This window comes from Campylobacter vulpis, assembly GCF_014217995.1.
Taxonomy (GTDB): Bacteria; Campylobacterota; Campylobacteria; order Campylobacterales; family Campylobacteraceae; genus Campylobacter_D; species Campylobacter_D vulpis.
The window spans coordinates 1,383,596-1,402,724 of sequence record NZ_CP041617.1; the positions used below are offsets into that span (position 1 = coordinate 1,383,596).

Genomic DNA, 19,129 nt, shown 5'->3' on the forward strand with positions numbered 1-19,129 from the left:
ACTTCTCAAAAATATTTTCTTAACACATCTGGTATAGCTATTTTGCCATCTTTATCTTGATAATTTTCCATAATCGCTACTAAAGTCCTCCCCACAGCCAAAGAAGAGCCATTAAGTGTATGGACAAGCTCATTTTTACCCTGTTCATTTTTATAACGAATTTTCGCTCTTCTTGCTTGAAAATCACGACAATTTGATATGGAAGAAATTTCTCTATATTTGTTTTGTCCCGGCAACCATACTTCTAAATCTATCGTTTTAGCCGCACTAAAACCCAAATCCCCCGTGCAAAGCATCACCCACCTATGTGCCAAACCAAGTGAGCTAAGTAAATCACTCGCACACTCACACATTTCATTAAACACACTTTGGCTTTGCTTAGGACTTGTGATGCTGACAAGTTCGACTTTTTCAAATTGATGTTGCCTTATAATGCCTCTTGTATCACGCCCTGCACTCCCCGCTTCTTTTCTAAAGCACGCACTATAAGCCGTCATTTTAAGTGGTAAATTCTCCGCACTTAAAATTTCATCGTTAAAAAGATTTGTTAAGGCAATTTCTGAAGTTGAGATGAGATATAAATCCTCCTCCTCAATCTTATACATATCGTCCTTAAATTTCGGCAGCTGTCCTGTGCCAAACATCGCATTTTCATTTACCAAAAATGGCACATTGACAAGCTTAAAACCTCGCGATCTGTTGAAATCTATCATATAATTTATCAAAGCACGATTTAGTAAAGCTCCTTCCTCTTTAAGCACACAAAAACGACTTTGTGCGATTTTAACCCCCCGCACAAAATCAAGCCACTCAAGCTTCTCACCAAGCTCAAAATGCTCCCTTGGCTCAAAATCAAATGAAGGTGGAGTAAGCACCCTTTTAAGCTCTAAATTTGCGTCCTCATCTTCGCCCACTACCACATCATCATCGGGGATATTTGGTATCTTAAAGGCTAAGCTTTCAAGCCTTTCTTCAAGCTCTTTGACCTTTTGATTTTGTGTGGAGATTTTTGTTTTATTTTCACTTAATTTTTGCTTTAATTCTTCTTTATTTTCGGCATTTGCTAGTTCTTTACTAAATTTATTTTGAAAGGCTTGAAGTTCCTCTAAAAGCGTTTTTTCTTTTTTTAAAAGTGTAAATATTTCACTCAAATCCTTAAGCAAAGCCTCATCAAGCTTTTTATTTTTAAGTTTTGCCGCCACGCCATCAAAGTCATTTTGTAATTTTTTTAAATCTAGCATTAACCCTCTTTTATAAAAATTTCTTAATCATAGCTTAGTTAAGTTAATTATAAGCCTATTTTATCATAAATTTTTTGCATTTTATTTTGTGCGATTTTTCTCGCTTTACTTGCTCCAAATTCTAAAATTTCTTCAAGCTTTTTAGGCTCTTTTAAATAATTTTCATAATTTTCCTGTGCTTCTTTAAAATACGCTCCTACAAGTTCATTTAAATACGCTTTAAAATGTCCATAACCCTCGCCACCTCTTTCATACCTTCTTTTCAACTCCTCTTGTTTCATCTCATCTAAAAAAAGCTTTGCGATTTTAAAAATATTGCAATCTTGCCAGTTTTTAGGCTCTTCTAAAGGTGTGCTATCTGTTACAATAGAAGAAATTTGTTTTTTTCTTAGCTTTTCGCCGGCAAAAATATCGATAGTATTTTGATAAGATTTACTCATCTTAGCTCCGTCAGTGCCGGGCACCACGGCAACATTTTCACTCACCCTAGCTTCAGGCAGGGTAAAAATTTCTCCCCACTCATTATTAACCTTTAACGCAATGTCTCTTGCAATTTCAACATGTTGAATTTGATCCTTTCCCACAGGCACGACTTGCGTGTCAAAAAGTAAAATATCCGCCGCCATTAAGACAGGATAAGAAAAAAGTCCGTGTGAAGAAGGCAACCCCTTAGCGACCTTATCCTTATAGCTATGCGCTCTTTCAAGCAAACCCATAGGACAAAACTGCGATAAGATCCAATAAAGCTCAAGCACTTCTTTTACATCACTTTGTAGCCAAAAAATGCTTTTTTCGGGTTTAACGCCAAGGCTTAAAAAGGCTGCCGCTGCTTTTAAAGCATTTTGCTTTAAAATTTCGCCCTTTTGACTCGAAGTCATCGCGTGATAATTTGCGATAAAAATAAACATCTCACTTGTTTCTTGTGCCTCTATCATAGGCTTAATCGCACCAAAAAAATTCCCAATATGTAAATCTCCACTTGGCTGAAGTCCTGTTAAAACTCTCATTTTATCCTCTTTTTTAATTCTTTTATCAAGCTTTCTAAATTTTGATTTTCAGTCTCCAAAATCAAATCCGCCTTTTCCTCATACAAAGCAAGTCTTGCGTGATATAATCTTCTCGCTTTTTCCTCGTCCAAAAAAAGCGGTCGTTTTGCCTTTTCTTTCTCGCTCAAACGCTCTTTTAAAAAATCAAAACCCGCTCTTAAATACACGCAAAAGCCTATTTTATTTAAATTTTTTACATTAACAAAACCCCCGCCTGTGGCTAGAGAAATGCCCTTTGTATGGGTAAGAAAATCCGCCATTTTTTGCTCCTCTTTACGAAAAAACTCCTCGCCAAATTTGGCAAAAATTTCACTCACGCTTAAATGAAATTGCATTTCAATCAAGGCATCACTATCCATAAACACACGCCCACTTTCTCTTGCAAAAGCCCTAGCTAAAGTGCTTTTTCCACAGCCCATAAAACCGATGAAAAGAATATTATCTACTTTTTCCACGCTAAATTTACCATTTTAATCTAGTGTGATTTAATTAATTTTTTCAAATCTTCAATAAAATTTGAAAATAATTTAATTTTATCACTTGTTTCCACCTCATCATTTGTAAGGATATAGCAACTATCAATCCTTTTCTCCTTTTTTACGCGAAGCGAGGATTAACGGCACTCCTTCAAAATCAAATTCCTTCCTGATTTGATTTTGCAAATAGCGTTTATAGCTAAAATGTAAAGCCTTAGGTCGGTTCATAATTAAAGCGATTTTAGGCGGTGCTAAGTCATATTGCACAGCATAATAAATTTTGACTAATTTCCCATAATCGTGTGGCAGAGGATGAGCTTTAGTTGCTTTATTAACCAAATCATTAAGCTTTGCGGTAGGAATTTTTTGCGTAAAATTAGCAAAAACCTCTAAAATTTTATCCATTACAATATGCACCCTCTTCCCACTTAAAGCCGACACGCTAATAATAGGTGCGTGAGCGAGGAATTTAAAGCGATCAAGCCTTAATTCTTTTACTACTTTATCAAATTCATAATTTGTTTTATCCCACTTATTTAGCACGATAATCACGCCTAAATAATGCTTACTAATTAGTCCTGCAATACGCTCATCAAGCTCATTAAAGCCCTCATTTGCGTCCAAAACTAAAAGAGCAATTTGCGAGTTTTGAAGCATTTTTTCCGTGCGATTTAGTGCAAATCTTTCAATTCCTTGAATTTTCCCCCTCTTTCTAATGCCTGCTGTATCGATAAATTCTAGCATTTTATCCTTATACATCACACTTTCATTTACAGGGTCTATGGTCGTGCCAGCTATGCTACTTACGACACTTCGTTGCTCTTTCACAAGGGCATTTAAAAGGCTTGATTTGCCAACATTTACACGCCCAACTATGCCGATTTTAATGTGATTTTCATCAATTTCTTTAAATTTAATTTCCTTCTCTTCGTCGTAATTCTCTAAAAATTCCTCTAAACTTTGCTCTTCTTCATCATTTTTTAAAACGCTCGTATGTAAGAATTTCTCAAGCCAAGCATAAAGCTCATCAAGCCCTATATTATGCGTTACAGAAAGGTTAAAAAGCTCTTTTACACCAAAATTTGCAAACTCATACGCCCTCTCCTCGTCCTTTTTATTATCAACCTTGTTGATAATAAGTGCCATAGGCTTTTGAAGTTTTTTTAAGGTATAAAAAAATTTCCTATCCTCTTCATCAGGTAAATTTTTCCCATCGACTAGATAAAGAATAATATCGGCATTTTTAGCAGCATTGAGGGAATTTTGCTTGACATTTTTAAATAGCTCATTGCTTTCATCAAGTCCGCCACTATCAATCAATAAGGCTTCCCTACCATTGATATTAACTTTTATTTTATTTGTATCTCTTGTCGTGCCTGAAATTTCACTTGTGATGGCAATTCTTTGCCTTGCCATACGATTAAAAAGGCTTGATTTGCCAACATTTGGCTTACCTATAAGTATGATACTTTGCATTTTCCCAACTTTTTTAAAATGAATTATATAAAATTTGCCTTAAAATTAAGCAAAAAAGACTAAAATAGCAAGATTTCACTATAAGGAAAGTTATGCTAAGGGTGATTAAGCGTAATTTAGGCGTTTATTTTATGATTTTAGCTTGTTTGGAGTTTGCTTTGATGAGTGCTTGTGCAAAAATCCTAAGCGAAGAATTAAGCTCCATAGAGATTATGTTTTTTCGTAATGTCATCGGCGTGATTTTTATGCTTTATATGCTGAGAAGATTGAAAACACATAAAGAGGGGGGCAAACTTTGGCTTTTGATTTTTAGAGGAGTTGTTGGCGCACTTTCTTTATATCTTTTTTTCTACAATGTCTCGAATATCACGCTTGGAGGGGCTTTTGCCTTTCAAAAAACCTCTCCCATTTTCATCACTTTAATCGCTTTTGTTATTTTCAAAGAAAATATAGGACTTAAAGGGTGGTTTGGAATTTTCATCGCCTTTTTAGGAGTGCTTTTTATCGCTCAACCTTTCACGCACGAGGATTTACACTCTGGCTTTGATTTAAAAAATTCCTTACTTGGCGTTTTAAGTGGCTTTTTAGCAGCTTTAGCGCTTACAAGCGTGAGAGAATTAAGAAACTACTACGCAACAGAGCAAATCGCTTTTTCTTTTATCTTTGTAGGCACATTAATGCCCTTAATTTCTATGCTTGTGGGCGAATTTTATGTCAATGAAAAGCTTGATTTTATCATCGCTCCTTTTGTGATGCCCTCTTTTAAAGCTTGGATTTTTATTTTAGCTATGGGAATTTTAGGCACAATTTATCAAATACACATTACAAAAAGTTACGGCATAGCAAAGCAAGCGGGAATCGTAGCTGGAGTGAGTTATTTAGATGTCGTTTTTTCCATTATCATCGGTATGCTTTTAGGAGATGCCCTACCTAGTGCTATGGTCTTTTTGGGGATAGTGAGCATTGTTTTAGGTGGGCTTATCTTAATGAAAAATAAAAAGAAATAATTCGGTGGTATTATTTTATAATAAAAATTTTTATAATTTTCTTAAGTTAAAAATTAATTTTCGTATTATTTTATATATAAAATAAAATAAATAAGTTATTTTTAGTTTTTATAGTTAGAACAATATTTATTGCAACCTTAATCTTTAATCCCTTAAAGGTAAAAATTGAAAAAACAACATTTCTAAAAAGCTCTTTTGAAAGCAAAAGAAAGGCAATTAGCTTATTTTTAATTAAATTTAGCGAATTTACCGATAGATTGGAAGCAAATATCAAAGATTTTAATCCAAAACGATTAAAAACATATTTAAAAGATGATAAAACTTACTCAAAACAATTAGAGTTTTACAACTATCTACTCGGTGGAAAAATTAATCCCGTAAGAGTCTTAAAAGCTCCTATACATCAATATTTAAATGGCAATTTACAAAACATACAATTTGGACACGAAACTATTCAAATTAATAGCAATGATGGTGTAAAAAGATTTGCTAGATGTATTGAAATTAAAGATTACACAAATGAAACCTTTTCGGGTATTTTAGATATTTTGATGTATTTAGATATTGAATATATCATCACTCAAAGCTTTTCACCTATTCCTAGAATAGACGCAAAATCCGCAATATCTAGACAAAAAAAGCAGCTCATAGCAACTGAAGATGATGGATTTTCACAAGTAGAGCAAATTGATGAAGCTTTAGACCAGCTCACAAATGGGGAGATTTCTTTTGGAAAATACCATTTTTCAATTCTTGTTTATGGAGATAGCTTAAAAGAGTGTAAAGATAATGCAAATCGAGTCATTACAAAGATGAATGAATTAGGATTTGCAGTAACACTAGCAAACATTGCCCTAAGTGCAACTTTCTTTTCGCAACTACCATCAAATTTTGCCATACGCCCAAGAATTAATCTTATTTCATCGCTTAATTATTCCTCATTAATAGCTTTACATAATTTTTCTATGGGGAAAAGAGATAAAAATTGCTGGGGTGATGCTGTAAGCATACTCAAAACTCCTAATAAACAGCCTTATTATTTTAACTTTCATCAAAACTCTGGAGTTAATAAAAATGATTTTGGAGAGCTATTTTTAGCAAATACCTTAATATTAGGTCAAAGTGGCGGTGGTAAAACCGTGTTTATGAATTTTATCGTCAATCAAATGCTTAAATATGCAAATAAAGACACTTTCCCTGATGATATACCACAAGAAAATAGAAAATTTACAGCCATTTACTTAGATAAAGACAAAGGGGCTTTAGGCAATATTTTATGTGCAGGTGGTAGATATATTAGCATTGAAAATGGCAAGCCCACAGGATTTAATCCTTTTATGGTTGAAAGCACACAAGAAAATATAAGACAACTCCAAACCCTAATGAAGCTTTTAGTTACTAGAAATAATGAAATCCTTACAACTAGAGAAGAGGAAATGCTTAATAATGCAGTCAATTCTCTTATGAAAGGCTTTGAAAAGGAGGAGAGAAAATATCCTATCTCTTTGCTACTTGAAAATTTAACAGAAAATGTAGATGATGACAATTCTCTAAAATCAAGATTAGCACTTTTTAAAAAAGGCAAACAATTTGGCTGGGTATTTGATAATGAATTTGACAATTTAGACTTCCCTGATGAAATTAATCTATTTGGCATTGATGGCACAGAATTCCTTGATGATAAAGATGTATCAGGGATACTTAGTTATTACATTCTTTGGCGTGTGATGAGTTTAGCAGATGGTAGAAGACTTTGTATTGATATAGATGAGGCTTGGAAGTGGCTTGAAAATGACATCGTGCAAGAAGAAGTTAAAAATAAATTTAAAACCATTAGAAAACAAAATGGCTTTCTAAGATTAGCAACGCAAAGCGTGGAAGACTTTTTAAAACTTAAAAACGCAACAACACTTATAGAACAATCCGCAACAATGGTATTTTTACCTAATCCAAAAGCTAAAGAAGAAGAATATGTAAAAGGAATAGGCTTAAGCTATGATGAGTATATGATTATTAAAGGGTTTAAACCCTCAAAAAGACAATTTTTAATCAAAAGACAAGATGAAAAAGTTATTTGCACTTTGGATTTAAGCTCTTTAGGCAATGAGAATTTAAAAATTCTCTCCACAGGAACAGCTCATATAGACACCATAGAAAAAATATTTGCACAAAATCATAAAAGCCTTGATGAGAAAGTGGCAGAGCTTAAAGAATTTTATAGGAATTCATAGGGGTTATAAATGAGAGATAAAAAACTAAGACAAGAGATTTTAGCCTTAGAAAATGAAGTCAAAGAGCTTGAAAAAACTCTTGGTGCGATTAAGCAAAGATTACTTAATCTTAAAGACCTCGCTTGGGATAGACAAAGCAAAAAAGAAAGCTCTAGCATGTATAAGGTGCTAAAAGAGGATAAAACGCATACTATGGTTAAAAGTGAGCTAGGGGACATTAAGGTTGATAAAGATTTTATGGAGAAAGAAATCACTAAGCACCTTGATAATCCAAATTTAAGAGGTATGGTAACAACTAAAGAAATGCTTTCTTTTCCTAAGGTGGCTAAGGGCGTGAAGGCAGAGTATGATGAAAGGTATCAAGGATATAGCTGGAGAGTAAAGGCAAATGATGGAAGCATTTTAAACTATGGCGAAAGAGATTATGGAAATGGGCATAGATTATTAACAGCACATTCAAAGACAGGAAGGGACGAACGGGGTCAGCTTCGCCGAGAGTTTAACGACCGCAATTTTCACAATCCTGCTGATGAAATTATACCACAGCAAGACAAATCTGCAAAGGATTTTAAATCAAAACTTAAAGCATTTAACGCCAAAAACAAAACTTAAACTCAAATCAATATAAAGGAGTTGAAACGATGAATGTGGTTATTAATAAACAAGAAGTGCAATTTAGCACTCAAGATAATCAAACTTTTTGCACAAGTTTAGATGTAGCTAGGGTTTTTGGAAAGCAACATAAACATATACTAGTAAGCATTGAACGCATTTTAAGCGATTTACGAGAAATAGGGGCTTCTAACGAAATGCTCAATTTTCGGCAGGTCGTAAGAACCTCGCAAACAACGAACCCTAAGAATGGAAAGATAGTTAATAGAAAAATGCCTATGTATAATCTAACCAGAGATGGCTTCTCACTTTTAACAATGGGCTTTACAGGAAAAACTGCACTACAATGGAAAATCGCTTTTTTAAATGCCTTTAATGAAATGGAAAGACTTCTAAAAAAAGAACTTCTAAATCCTAATAAATACATTATAGATTTAATGGCACTTGTGCAACCAAATTTGCCTCAAAGTGATTACAAAATTAGTGTAATTATAACAGATAAACCTCACTCTAAAGAAGCTAAAAATATTTTTTCTTTGGATTATCTTGTTGATAATCGCACACCAAAAGACCCAAAGAATTCGCAATGAGCGATAAAGAATTAGAAATTTTTGAGCTTTGTGAAAGATTAGTAGATCTTTTAGGAGATAAAGAAGCTGTTGCGGATTTACAAATTTTACTAGACAGACACCCTGAAATGTTTCAAAACAAAGAGCAGGTTGCCAACTTAATCAAAAAAGTTATCAATGACCCTGAAATCATTATCAATAATCCAACTCCAAAAAGTGAAAAAGACTACATTGCGGGGAAAAAACTAAACGAAAAGAAAATGGGTGAAGTAGGGATTCGAAAAGATGAAAATATCAGCAAGATTTTTCACGCTAACGAAAAAAATGTTAAAAAAATGGGACAATTAGATAAAAAAGAAGTAGTATATAAGCAGTCAATGGTAGGGACGCCCACTTCCTACACTCAAGCCCAAAGTCTTGACGAGCGACTGGTTCAAAAGAACATTTCATCGACTGCTAATGAAATTATACCACAGCAAGACAAATCCGCAAAGGATTTTAAATCAAAACTTAAAGAATTTAACACCAAAAACAAAACTCAAACTCAAATCAATATAAAGGAGTTGAAACGATGAAAATATATTACTCAAATAAAAAGGAGCTAAACAATGAATAATGTCAATTTAATCGGCTATTTGGGCAAAGATTTTGAAGTAGGTAATACAAGTGGAGGAAAACTTTATGCAAAAAATTCTCTTGCTATCACTAAGCGTTGGAAAAATGAAAAAGGCAATGATGAAAGTAGCACGACTTGGATACCTATTGTCTTATTTGGCAAGAGTGCAGAAAGTGCTTCTATGTATATCAAAAAAGGCTCTCAATTTGCGTGTAGTGGAGAATTATCATCTAGTCAATACACCGATGAACAAGGAAATGTTAAAACAACACTAAGCGTTATCGTGTCTAAATTCTATTGGTTAGGCAAAAAAGATAAAGAAACTCCACAAGCAATACAAAATCCACCAAAAGAACCAAGCGTTGAATACGAACACCAAGCCATTAATGTGGAATCTGAAGAAGTTCCATTTTAAACACAAGAAGAAAGGTAATAAAATGAAAAAAATTATTTTTAATGCAAATACAGCCACAAGGGAAATCCACCACACCCCAACAAGTGGGGCAAGACTAAAAAGCCTTGACTGTAATTACACAAAGGAGTATAATTACAACTATGATGAATTTAGTGGTATTCATCTTAGCTCCTTTAGGGGCTTAGATTTTCGCCACAAGGGTGATGACCTTGTGGCAAACACCCCACGGAATTATATCCAAAAATGTAAAAAATCTATTCTTATTCTTACTTCCTTATTAATTTTGCCTAATTTAGCATTTAGTGCAGGTATTCCTGTGGTAGATGCAGCTGCAAATCAACAAATGGCTACACAAAATGCTAAACAAGTTGCAGAGTGGGCTAAAGAAGCCACAAGATGGACTGAAACTGTATCGCACTATCAAAAACAAATCCAAGCCTATAAAGACGAACTTTTATCAAAAACAGGCATTAGAGATTCTGTGGCTTTTGTGAAAGATATAAAACAAATCTATTCAGATTTTGCGGAAGCTGGAGAAAACATTCAATCCTTTTACAATGATGTTCTAAGAGACCCACAAGAATTTTTAAGCGATAAAGGCAATGAAATTTTTGGCAAATATACAAGTTTTGATAGATGTAATTTTGACTATATGAGTCAAAGTGAAAAAAATATCTGCAAAATGGATTTAATCACCTATGCTGCTCAAGTAGAAACCTACAATCAAGCCTCAAAGCAAATGGATACCATTAGTCAAACGCTTAAAAAATTGCAAGAGCGATTAGTCAATTCAAAGGACATTAAAGAAAGCACTGATGTGGGTAATGCTATTCAACTAGAGGTTGCAAAAATACAAATGGTAAAAAATCAAGTTGATTTAGCTAATGCGAGCTATGAAAATCAAAGAAATATCAAAAAAGATTTAGCAATGCAGGAATACTCAAAATCTCTTCAAAATTTTCAAAATGAAAAACTTACAGACGAAGAAATTAAAAAGTATTTTAAACATAGAGATAACAAATGAATTTTTTTCAAACTCTAGGTTTAAGTATAGAACAAATTATTAATGCCATTAGACAAACAGGAACAAGCGATAAGATTGCTGAACTTATGGTGTTGTTTTCTATCATCATCACTCTAGTCATTATGTATAAAGGCTATGAGGTGTTAATGGGTAAAAGTCAAAGTCCTATTAGAGAGCTTACTTGGGATATGGCAGGAAAGCTTTTAGTTATTACCTTTGCTTTAAATCTTGGAGGTTGGTTAGATTTAGTTATTGGTGCAATGGATGGAATTTATGAGTGGGCTGGAGGGGGAGCACAAATGTATCAAAATCTAGACGAAATGTTTGCAAACACTGCAAAATTAGCAAATACTATTTGGGATAAATCAAGTGGAGTTGGGGATTCTATTTTAGCTGTTGTAGCAATGTGTCTTTGTTATATAGGATTTTGTATTGCTGTTATTCCAACACTCTCTATCTTAATTGTTACAACTTTTACACAAACCCTGCTTGTAATTTCTGCTCCCATAGTATTTTGGCTTTTAGTCTTTAAAGCTACTAGAAATGTCTTTACACAATGGATAGGGCTTTTATTATCAAACACTCTTGTGCTTTTACTTGTTGGCTTATTTTTAAAAACCTTTATGGGAGAAATAAGCGGTTGGATTATTTCATTTTCAAAACACACACAATCAGGAGCAGAACCATTAGGAACAAGCATTTTCTATGTCATTGCTTCTTTGATACTAGTTATTATGATTTATTCTGCAAAAATCTTTGCTGAAAAAGTTGCAAATGTATCAATGGATGGTGCTATGGGTGGTGCGATGAGTTCTGTTTTAAGCCCTGCTGGTCAATTAGCTATGAAACCTGCAGGTAAGGCTGCTGGAATGGCTATGAATTATGGTAAAGCTGGTGCTAAATTAGCTGGTAAAGGTGCTTGGGCTGTGGGTAAGGGTTTAGGTAAAGGCGGTTATAGTTTAGCTAAAAAAATGTATGAAAGGGCTAGAAATGAAGCGTAAATTTCAATTTGTTTTTATTTTGTTTTTTGGTGTTTTGATGTTGAGTGCTTGTAGTGCTAAACATCAGGGTAAATATGATGATTTTTTCAGCGATAAAAAAGGTTGGATACCTGTTAATTCGCAAAATCAAGACTTAAATAAAGGTAATGCAAATGAAAAATGATTTTAATACAGCATTAGATTACGAAGCAAGTTTTAGATATTTGATAGAGCAAAGCAATAAAAGAGCGTGGCTTATCTCTTTTGTTGCAATCTTTATAGCCTCTCTTTCTCTTATTGCTGTTGTGTTATTAACACCTTTAAAAACCATAGAGCCTTATGTAATAAGGGTAGATAACACCACAGGTATGGTAGATATTTTAACTCTGCTTGATGAAAAAGAAATCACGCAAAATGAAGCATTGGATAAATACTTTATCTCTCAATACATTAAAGCTAGAGAGGGTTATTATTACGAGCTTTTAAACCAAGATTATTTGCTCACCCAATTAATGAGTTCAGAAAATGTTGCAAATGAGTATAGGGCTTTGTATGAGGGAGATAATGCAAGAGACCAAATTTTAAAAAACTCTAATGAAGTAAGCGTGCAAATTTTAAGTGTTGTTTTAGGAGAAAGTAACGGAGTTAAAACTTCAACAATAAGAGCAAACATTACTACAAAAAATCTATCCAGTAGAGGCACATCACAAGCTACAAAAGTCATCACCTTAAGTTATGACTACACGCTAGGAAAAGCTAGTGAAGAAAATAGATTATTAAATCCACTAGGATTTAAAGTTTTAACATACAGAATTGATAATGAGGTAGAAAAATGAAAAAGATAATTTTAGCAAGTTTATTATTAGGTAATTTCGTTTGGGCTTTGAATGTCCCAAAAACTTCTACATTTGATAAAAGAATCGCTTATGCGGTTTATAATGCCGATGATGTTTTTCAAATTAATTCTAAAAATGGCTATGTAAGTGTTTTAGAATTTGGTGTTGATGAAAGAATTATCAATACTGCCACAGGATTTGCTGAAGGTTGGGACTTAACTCAAAAAGACAATTTATTATTTATCAAACCTAAAGCTTACAAAACACAATTAGTTCATCAAGATGAAAATAGCACAGCAGAACAACAAAGCTCACAAGAATTTGTTGTAGATCCTAATCCTTATGATTGGAAAACAAACTTAATTGTCATCACAAATTTAAATACCTATGTATTTGATTTAAAATTAGTCGCTAATAATAAAAATACAACTTATAAACTTAGCTTCTCCTATCCTCAAAAAGATTTACAAGCAACAAAAGAATTATTAGAAGCTGTGGAACAAGAAAATATACGCACGGATTTGGATAAAAATACCATTCCTAGAAATTGGGATTTTTATATGAAAGTCAATAAAGGCAGTGAGGATATAAGTCCAAATTTTGCGTATGATGATGGTGTTTTTACTTATTTAGGTTTTGATAATACTAAAACCTTTCCTGCTGTTTTTATGTATGAAAATGGTAAAGAAAGCATTTTAAACACTCATATTAAAAAAGATGGCAACTATGAAGTTTTAGTGATACAAAAAACCACAAAACAAATTTTATTAAGAAGTGGGGATAAGGTCGTAGGAATTTTTAATCGTGGATACGCAAAAAATCCTTTGAGAAAAACAAGAGAAACTTCTAATGAAAATATTCAAAGAGAAATTAATAAAAAATAAGGGGTAAATTATGCAAAATAAAGAGCAAGATAGCTTAGAAAATGACTTTGATAGCCACACAAGCGAATTGAGTGAGCAAAAAAATCATCTCAAAAAGATACAAGCTTATACAATCTTTGCTATTGGCGGTTTATTGCTCATCATTTTAATTGTTTATTTCTTAAAATCATTTTCATCAAATAATCAAAGTGTTGAAGAAACACCAAAGGAAGAAAATAAAGATTTAGCTCAAAGCGTTAAGGCTAAAGAATTTGTTCCACCTCCTCCACAAAAGACATTTGACGAACTTATCGCTAACACACCACAACAAGAACAACCTTTAATGCTTGAGCCAAAACCTCCAAAGCCTAGAATTGTAAAAGGTGCAGGAGTTACGGTCATTGCTTCAACTAATAGCGGAGGATTTGAGGGAGGCAATGCTGGCAATAACAGAGAGTTTGGAGAAAAACCAAATACCTTATTTGAATTTGGGCAAAATGGTGCTTTACAAAATTCTAATAATTTGCAAGGTGGAGGAGAATTTACAGGTGAAGTTTTCACTCCTACAATTGCTAAAGTGAGTGAGTTTGACCAAAATCTTCTTTTGTCTAAAGGAACTTATATTGGCTGTGCTTTAAAAACAAGGCTTGTTAGCTCTATTAAAGGAGGGATTGCCTGCATAGTATCTAATGATGTTTATTCTGCAAATGGCAACACACTTTTAATTGAAAAAGGTAGCACTATCACAGGAACATTTAATGCGGGTCAAATGGATGATGGTATGGATAGACTTTTTGTTATTTGGCAAGAAATTAGAACACCTAATAATATTATTATTCCTGTATATTCTGGAGCTACTGATGAGCTAGGTGCTAGTGGAATGCAAGGCTGGGTGGATCATCACTATTTAAAACGATTTGGTTCTGCTATTTTACTTTCAATGATTGATGATGGTATGGCAATACTAGCTGACCAATTAAGCAAAAACAATAAAAATGGCAATAACTACTACAATTATAGTGAGAATACAAGGGAAAATGTCGGTGAAATCGCTAACACTGCTTTAGAAAAAATGATTGATATTAAGCCAACTCTTTATAAAAATCACGGCGATTTAGTTGGCGTTTATGTCAATAGAGATATTGATTTTTCAAAGGTTTATAAACTTACAAGGAAAAAGAATGTCAATCACCTTAGATAAATACACAAATCAATACTTTGGAGAATTCTTAAAAGATGACTCCATTAATGAAATTTGTTACAACGGCGATGATAAAGTATGGCTACAAAATTCTAAAGGATTATGGGAAGCTATACCTAGTAAGCTTGACTTTGAAAAAGCTGGACATTTTGCAACTGCGGCTGCTGCTTTTAAAAAAGACAAAATAGATGTTTCTCGTCCTATTCTTAGTTGTATTTTAGTAGGTGGGGAGCGTATGCAAATCGTTATCCCACCTGCTACTAAAAGCGAACATATTTCAATCACCATTAGAAAACCTAGCAAAACTCGCTTTAAAATGCAAAATCATATTGAAAGCGGACTTTTTGAGGATTTAAATCCTAATGATACAAACACCATCAAGCCTAGCGATGCAGAACTCATTAAGCTTTATGAAGAAAAAGATTATCAAAGCTTCATCTCTAAGGCTGTAAGCTATGGTAAAAACATTATCATTGCTGGAGAAACAGGAAGTGGAAAAACTACTTTTATGAAAACGCTAATTGATTTTATCAGTCTTGATGATAGGATTATTACGATTGAAGATGTAGAAGAAATCAAATTTTACGAGCATAAAAACTTCGTGCAATTATTTTATCCAAGTGAAGCAAAAAGCACGGATTTTTTAAATTCTGCAACGCTTTTAAAGTCCTGCTTAAGAATGAAACCTGATAGGATTTTATTAGCAGAGCTTAGAGGTGCTGAAACTTATGATTTTATCAATGTTTTAGCAAGTGGTCACGGAGGGAGTATCACAAGTTGCCACGCAGGAAGCCCTGAAGAAACATTTACACGACTTGCCTTAATGACTTTACAAAACCCACAAGGTCAATGTGTGCCTTTTGAAATTATCCAAAAAACACTGAAAGATTTGATTGATATTGTCGTTCATATCCACGCTCATCACGGAAAAAGGCGTATTAGTGGAATTTATTTTAAAGAGATAGAGAATATCAAGTAAAAGGGATAAATATGTCTATGTGGAAAATTAACAGGCAAGAAACAGAAGCAACAAACACAAATCTTGTAAATATAAATAATAAAAAAATGGAATTTACTACCAAAAATAATCAAATATTTTGCACCAGCTTAGATATAGCTAGAGTATTTGAAAAAAGACATACTCATATTTTAGATATCATTAAAAACTATTTAAATGATGGAGATATGAAAGAATTTAACCAGCCGAAAATTCGGCTGGTTAATTATAAAGACCTAAAAGGCGAACTTAGACCAGCCTATGAAGTGTCTCGTGATGGTTTTTCATTTATTGCAATGGGTTTAACAGGTAAAAAAGCAAATAAATGGAAAGTTTCTTTTATTAATGCCTTTAATAAAATGGAGCAAGTTATCACGCAAGAAATACATAGTCCTAATAAATATCTTACAGAAATAATGAGTGAGCTTTATAAAAGACTTCCGCAAGAAGATTTTAGTGTTGATATTACACTTAAAGATAGAAATCAGAACAATCAAATAATTTATTCTCATCATTATGAAGTTGGTGGCAAACCAAGAGATCCAATGGTGAGTAAAAATAAAGAATTTTTTGAAAATAATTTTATAGCACAACAAGACAAATCTACAAAGGATTTTAAATCAAAACTCAAAGAATTTAACACCAAAAATAATGCAAACAAAACTATTAAAAATAAAGACTTGGAGAAATAAAATGAATAAAGAAAGGCGAGGCATTTATAATGTAAGTTTTAATGAAAAAAACTCAACTCCTATTAATGCAGAGCTTGAAGCTATTGAAAATGCCATTATAGATTATGTCGTGCATTATGTAAAGGGTTTTCACGATACAAGAAGAGACAAAGGAATGGGTGCAAATCATATCAAACTTCATTTAGAAGAAAATAGCGATGGACAAATCACAATGGAAGAGCTTTTAAATCTAGGTAATTCTATAAGAGAATATTTAAAAATATTTAAAGAACCATTTGTAGAGGAAAAAGAAGCAAAAATTTATGAATGGGAAAATGATGAAGGAATTAGATTTAGGGCTATTACTGACAAAATAGGTGAAAGGCATTTAAAAAATATCACGAAAGATTATCAAAGGGGAGGGCGACAACTGCCACTTTCCCCCTCTGATGAGCAAATTATAACCTTTTACTCTGATAGAAATCTTAATAAACAAATGGAATTTAAAAATCCTAAAGTAGCAAGATACTATGCAAATGAGGCAAAGCAAGACAAATCTACAAAGGATTTTAAATCAAAACTCAAAGAATTTAACACCAAAAATAATGCAAACAAAACTATTAAAAATAAAGACTTGGAGAAATAAATGCAAAACAATAAAAGCCTTCAAATTATTTTTCTTATTCTAGTAGGTTTCATTTTTACCTATTTACTAACTCCTATTGTTTTCTTTGTTTTGAACAAAGTAAAAATAATGAAAGCGATTGAAATCTATAACATTAACTTCACTTTACAGGCAGTCGCTAATCATTACCCAAAAATATGGCTTTCTTTGGGTATCACTTTCGCATTTTGTTTGTTTGCTTTGACTCTTTTGGTGTTATCCTTAAAAACCAAAAAATCTCAATTTGGCGAAGCTAGATTTGCTAATTTTAATGAAATTAAAAAAATGAATTTATTTGGGGATAAGGGTATTATTATTGGAAAATATAAGGGAAAATTATTAAGATTTGGCGGTCAGCAATTTGTAGCTTTAGGAGCTCCTACAAGAAGTGGTAAGGGTGTAGGTATTGTGATACCAAATTTATTAGAATGGCAAGAAAGTGCTGTGGTGCAAGATATTAAGCAAGAATGCTTTGATTACACCAGTAAATATAGAAAAGAAATCTTAGGACAAGAAGTTTATCTTTTTAATCCATTTTCAAGACAAACACATCGCTATAATCCTTTAAGCTACATTGATATGAATGATAAAGAGCATTGCGATAGTCAATTAATGGATTTAGGCAATATCCTTTATCCACTTGATGGGGATTCTACTTCAAAATTTTTCAACGGATTAGCTCAAAATCTATTCATAGGACTTTGTTATTTATGGCGTGATTTGCAACTTAGTGGCAATGGAAAAGATTTTCAAAAAGCTTTTAATGTAGATGTAGGAGAATTTAACTTTTACAATATCTTACAACTCTCAAAAGGTTTAACTCTTAAAAATGAGGAAAATAACATTAGAGGCTTTGATGATACATACAATTTTTTAGTCTATTGTGAAATTTTAGATGAAGCTACCATAAGACGCTTAGAAACTTATTTTAATATCAGCTCAGACGCAACTAAATCGGGCGTAATGAGTTCTTTTAATGCTCCTCTTGTGCCATTTGAAAGTGAAACTCTAAGATTAAGCACAGAAACAAGTGATTTTGATTTAAGAGATTTACGCAAAAAGAAAATGACAATTTATATAGGAATTACGCCTGATCAATTAGCAAATGCTGGATTTATTTTAAATATATTTTGGTCGCAACTTATTCTACTAAATACTAAAGAATTGCCACAAAGCAATAAAGAATTAAAATACACCTGCTTAATGGTTATGGACGAATTTACTGCACCTGGTAGAATTCCTATCTATCAATCTGCTGTAAGCTTTATGGCTGGATATTGGCTACGCTCTTTAATGATTTATCAATCTAACTCACAACTTGAAACGCAACAGCCTTTAGGTTATGGAAAAGAAGGAGCTAAAACATTATTAACAAATCACGCTTGTCAAATTTTTTATGCACCAAGAGAACAAGAAGACGCAGAAGCTATTTCTAGGATTTTAGGAAATACCACTTTTAAAACAAGCTCAAGAAGTATTAATACAAGTGGTAATGGTGGTGGCTCAAGAAGTATTAGTGAAGCAAGTAGAGCTTTAATGTTACCGCAAGAGCTGAGAGAAATGGCTTTTGAAAACGAGTTGATTACTATTGATAGTGGCAAACCTATCTTATGCAATAAAGCATTTTATTATTCAGATTCTTATTTTATGGATAAATTTAAAGCTGTTTCAAAAAGCTTATCAACAATAAGAAAAATTCCAACAAGAGAACAATTAGAAAATGCAATCTTAAAAGGAGAATGCAAAGTAAAAATTCAAATCATAGGAGAAAACAATGAAAAAAATGTCGCTTAGTTTAGCTGTAATTGCTTCATTAGTAGTTGGGTGTTCTGCCCCGCAACCAAAAAAATTAGATAATGGTTCTATTTTAACTATTAACACTTCCATTTTGGAAAAACAATATAACTTTGTTCCAAAAGATAGCTTTTTAAGCTCACAAAATTGGACTTATCAAATCATCGCTGAAAAGAAATCAGAAAAAGATGACTTTATCAAAAATGAGCTTATAACGAAAACTTTTTTATTAGCTCACAATGCTAGTAGAATGATTTTAGTCGGTAGAGAAGATTTGATACAAGCCTACAAGGAATATTTTATCAAAAATCAAGTCATTATCCCTATTGAATTACAGCCTATCAATCCTTATGAAGAAGATTACAACAAGGTTAGTATTCTATTTTTTAACAAAATTAAAGGAGAGTAAA

General features: G+C 32.8%; 20 protein-coding genes and 1 pseudogene. 17 read left to right on the forward strand and 4 right to left on the reverse strand.

Annotation, left to right across the window (positions count from 1 at the left end):
* Positions 1-5: 5 nt before the first annotated feature.
* The 4 genes from serS to der all read right to left on the reverse strand — a co-directional run bounded on the left by serS (position 6) and on the right by der (position 4,239).
* Entirely contained in the window at positions 6-1,241 is a 1,236-nt protein-coding gene (gene serS, locus CVULP_RS07105) for a serine--tRNA ligase (protein ID WP_099506975.1), read from the reverse strand.
* Between the two features lie 47 nt (positions 1,242-1,288).
* Positions 1,289-2,248 carry a tryptophan--tRNA ligase gene (gene trpS, locus CVULP_RS07110; protein WP_099506976.1) on the reverse strand — a complete coding sequence of 320 codons (960 nt, stop codon included), beginning with the start codon at positions 2,246-2,248 and terminating at the stop codon, positions 1,289-1,291.
* On the reverse strand, positions 2,245-2,742 hold the full coding sequence (locus tag CVULP_RS07115; RefSeq protein WP_213276707.1) for a shikimate kinase: 498 nt from the start codon (positions 2,740-2,742) through the stop codon (positions 2,245-2,247). The genes trpS and CVULP_RS07115 overlap by 4 nt, the downstream gene beginning before the upstream one ends.
* A 123-nt stretch (positions 2,743-2,865) precedes the next feature.
* Positions 2,866-4,239 carry a ribosome biogenesis GTPase Der gene (gene der, locus CVULP_RS07120; RefSeq protein WP_099506977.1) on the reverse strand — a complete coding sequence of 458 codons (1,374 nt, stop codon included), beginning with the start codon at positions 4,237-4,239 and terminating at the stop codon, positions 2,866-2,868.
* Between the two features lie 92 nt (positions 4,240-4,331).
* On the opposite strand from der, the gene CVULP_RS07125 reads away from it, so the two are divergent.
* From CVULP_RS07125 to CVULP_RS07205, 17 genes and pseudogenes are all read left to right on the forward strand, one after another.
* Positions 4,332-5,246 carry a DMT family transporter gene (locus CVULP_RS07125; RefSeq protein ID WP_213315895.1) on the forward strand — a complete coding sequence of 305 codons (915 nt, stop codon included), beginning with the start codon at positions 4,332-4,334 and terminating at the stop codon, positions 5,244-5,246.
* A gap of 134 nt (positions 5,247-5,380) precedes the next feature.
* Positions 5,381-7,477, forward strand: a pseudogene (locus CVULP_RS07130) (VirB4 family type IV secretion/conjugal transfer ATPase); the annotation flags it as partial.
* A 9-nt stretch (positions 7,478-7,486) separates the two neighbouring features.
* Positions 7,487-8,089 carry a hypothetical protein gene (locus tag CVULP_RS07135; RefSeq protein ID WP_265415655.1) on the forward strand — a complete coding sequence of 201 codons (603 nt, stop codon included), beginning with the start codon at positions 7,487-7,489 and terminating at the stop codon, positions 8,087-8,089.
* A 29-nt stretch (positions 8,090-8,118) separates the two neighbouring features.
* The gene (locus CVULP_RS07140; protein ID WP_213315960.1) at positions 8,119-8,679 is read left to right on the forward strand and encodes a Rha family transcriptional regulator; all 561 of its coding nucleotides are present in this window, start codon (positions 8,119-8,121) and stop codon (positions 8,677-8,679) included.
* Positions 8,676-9,233, forward strand: a complete 558-nt coding sequence (locus tag CVULP_RS07145; protein ID WP_099460823.1) for a hypothetical protein — start codon at positions 8,676-8,678, stop codon at positions 9,231-9,233. The genes CVULP_RS07140 and CVULP_RS07145 overlap by 4 nt, the downstream gene beginning before the upstream one ends.
* A gap of 33 nt (positions 9,234-9,266) precedes the next feature.
* Positions 9,267-9,689 (forward strand): single-stranded DNA-binding protein, encoded by a 423-nt coding sequence (locus tag CVULP_RS07150; protein ID WP_213276852.1) that lies wholly within the window; start codon positions 9,267-9,269, stop codon positions 9,687-9,689.
* Between the two features lie 22 nt (positions 9,690-9,711).
* A complete protein-coding gene (locus CVULP_RS07155; RefSeq protein ID WP_265415656.1) occupies positions 9,712-10,713 on the forward strand; it encodes a type IV secretion system protein in 1,002 nt (333 codons plus the stop codon).
* The gene (locus CVULP_RS07160) at positions 10,710-11,714 is read left to right on the forward strand and encodes a type IV secretion system protein (RefSeq protein WP_099506968.1); all 1,005 of its coding nucleotides are present in this window, start codon (positions 10,710-10,712) and stop codon (positions 11,712-11,714) included. Before CVULP_RS07155 ends, CVULP_RS07160 begins: the two co-directional genes overlap by 4 nt.
* Positions 11,704-11,877, forward strand: coding sequence for a hypothetical protein (locus CVULP_RS07165; RefSeq protein WP_006803308.1), 174 nt, complete (start codon positions 11,704-11,706; stop codon positions 11,875-11,877). The genes CVULP_RS07160 and CVULP_RS07165 overlap by 11 nt, the downstream gene beginning before the upstream one ends.
* Positions 11,867-12,529, forward strand: a complete 663-nt coding sequence (locus CVULP_RS07170) for a virB8 family protein (protein ID WP_099507586.1) — start codon at positions 11,867-11,869, stop codon at positions 12,527-12,529. Before CVULP_RS07165 ends, CVULP_RS07170 begins: the two co-directional genes overlap by 11 nt.
* A complete protein-coding gene (gene virB9 / locus CVULP_RS07175) occupies positions 12,526-13,413 on the forward strand; it encodes a P-type conjugative transfer protein VirB9 (RefSeq protein ID WP_099507585.1) in 888 nt (295 codons plus the stop codon). The genes CVULP_RS07170 and virB9 overlap by 4 nt, the downstream gene beginning before the upstream one ends.
* 10 nt (positions 13,414-13,423) lie before the next feature.
* A complete protein-coding gene (virB10, locus tag CVULP_RS07180; RefSeq protein ID WP_006803311.1) occupies positions 13,424-14,593 on the forward strand; it encodes a type IV secretion system protein VirB10 in 1,170 nt (389 codons plus the stop codon).
* Positions 14,574-15,572 carry a P-type DNA transfer ATPase VirB11 gene (gene virB11 / locus CVULP_RS07185; protein ID WP_199374434.1) on the forward strand — a complete coding sequence of 333 codons (999 nt, stop codon included), beginning with the start codon at positions 14,574-14,576 and terminating at the stop codon, positions 15,570-15,572. Before virB10 ends, virB11 begins: the two co-directional genes overlap by 20 nt.
* A gap of 11 nt (positions 15,573-15,583) precedes the next feature.
* Complete coding sequence (locus tag CVULP_RS07190) at positions 15,584-16,282, forward strand: Rha family transcriptional regulator (RefSeq protein WP_099506934.1); 699 nt, start codon at positions 15,584-15,586, stop codon at positions 16,280-16,282.
* 1 nt (position 16,283) lies between these two features.
* Positions 16,284-16,907 (forward strand): hypothetical protein, encoded by a 624-nt coding sequence (locus CVULP_RS07195; protein ID WP_099506933.1) that lies wholly within the window; start codon positions 16,284-16,286, stop codon positions 16,905-16,907.
* Positions 16,908-18,719 carry a type IV secretory system conjugative DNA transfer family protein gene (locus CVULP_RS07200; protein WP_213276818.1) on the forward strand — a complete coding sequence of 604 codons (1,812 nt, stop codon included), beginning with the start codon at positions 16,908-16,910 and terminating at the stop codon, positions 18,717-18,719.
* Positions 18,700-19,128, forward strand: coding sequence for a cag pathogenicity island Cag12 family protein (locus CVULP_RS07205; RefSeq protein ID WP_006803315.1), 429 nt, complete (start codon positions 18,700-18,702; stop codon positions 19,126-19,128). Before CVULP_RS07200 ends, CVULP_RS07205 begins: the two co-directional genes overlap by 20 nt.
* Position 19,129 lies beyond the last annotated feature (1 nt).